Source organism: Kitasatospora sp. NPDC058478 (assembly GCF_042720345.1).
In the GTDB taxonomy this organism is placed as follows: Bacteria; Actinomycetota; Actinomycetes; order Streptomycetales; family Streptomycetaceae; genus Kitasatospora.
On sequence record NZ_JBHXML010000165.1, the window covers coordinates 1 to 1,463 of the forward strand.

The 1,463-nt window shown below is 67.5% G+C and carries 2 protein-coding genes; both read right to left on the minus strand.

Annotated features, from left to right (window positions below):
• The coding region (locus tag ACFWPT_RS40900) for a hypothetical protein (protein ID WP_380488126.1) at positions 1–211 on the minus strand (211 nt) is incomplete at its 3' end.
• Positions 211–855, minus strand: coding sequence for an AAA family ATPase (locus tag ACFWPT_RS40905; protein ID WP_380488129.1), 645 nt, complete (start codon positions 853–855; stop codon positions 211–213). The genes ACFWPT_RS40900 and ACFWPT_RS40905, both read right to left, overlap by 1 nt.
• Positions 856–1,463 lie beyond the last annotated feature (608 nt).

The window sequence follows — 1,463 nt, forward strand, 5'->3', positions numbered from 1 at the left end:
CCAGGAGGCGGAGCACGGGCGCCATCGCCACCTCGGGCAGGTCCCTCTCTGCGGCCGTCAGGTTGCACCACTTCTTGAGCTTGGTGTGCAGCGTCGGCTTGAGGTCCAGAGTCACCCGGATCGGCTCGGTGCGGACCCGGGGCGCGGCCACCTCGCGCGGCGGCTTCTTCGACCGGTCGGCGGCGGCTCCGTAGTTCGCCTTCCCCGCCATCAGCCGGCCGCCTTCCGGCTCAGCAGCTCGCGCACCAGGCGCTGGTACGGCGTGCCGATCGCCCGGATGCGGGAGCCGCCGGACTGCCGGAACTGGTCGTCGTTGTGCTTGATCTGGGTGGTCAGCACCTCGAAGCCCTTGTCCGCCATCACCGCCCGGACGTTCGCGTCGGGGCCGGCCTTCGTCGCCCTGGACGTGTTGGTCCGGGTCAGCAGGACCACCACGTCCGCCGGTTCGCTCCTCATGTCCTGGGTCTCGTCCAGGAAGTCCTGGAGGATGTCGTCAGCGAACATCCGGTCCACCTCGATCATGCTGGGCGCGATCGGCAGGACCCAGGTGTTGCAGTACCGCAGCGCGGACTTGGCGATGGCCGCGTGGTCCTCGACCTGTGGCACGTCCACCACCAGGGAGCCCCGGCCTGCCATGATCTCGGGCAGGGAGGTGTGCAGCGTCTTGGTTGCCTTGGCCACCACCGGGAAGGGCATCCCGCCGGCCAGTTCGTCCCACCTCACCGCGGACTGGCCCTTGTCGGCATCGACCAGCAGCGGGTTGTGCCCTTCTTCGTAGAGGGACTGGGCGGTGAACACGCTGCTGGTGCTCTTGCCCACGCCCGGTTTGAGGTTGACGAACGCGATTGTCAGCATGGCCGGAGGGTACTGCACGCACGCATGTGCAGTGGGTGCAGTGGCTGGACTGCCAGCGTTTCGGGGGTCACCCGTTCGTGCCCGGGTGGTTGACGACCGGCCCTCGGAGTCGGGTCGGGGGAGACCGTAGTGCAGTTCCGCCCGGGAAAGTGCACTAGAACTGCACTACGGCGTTTGCCCAGGTCAGAGGCCGTTTCCGGGCCCATGGGCCCGAGGGCGTAGAGCAGCGTAGTGCAGCTCCGTTCCGAAACTGCACTACGGCTTTGGGCCACATAAGCCCAGGTCAGAGCCTGTGCCACATGATCCGTAGTGCAGTTAGTGCAGTTTTCGCGCGGACTCATACCCCTACAGGGACGAGATCCGGGGAGCCGACCCGGACCGACCGGGCGGCGGCCGGCCGACCGGACCCGGCCCGCGCGGGGGCTCGGGAGGCCGTAGTGCAGTTTGGTCCGGGAAAGTGCACTAGAACTGCACTACGGCGTTTGCCCAGGTCAGAGGCCGTTTCCGGGCCCGTGGGCCCGAGGGCGTAGAGCAGCGTAGTGCAGCTCCGTTCCGAAACTGCACTACGGCTTTGGGCCACATAAGCCCAGGTCAGAGCCTGTGCCACA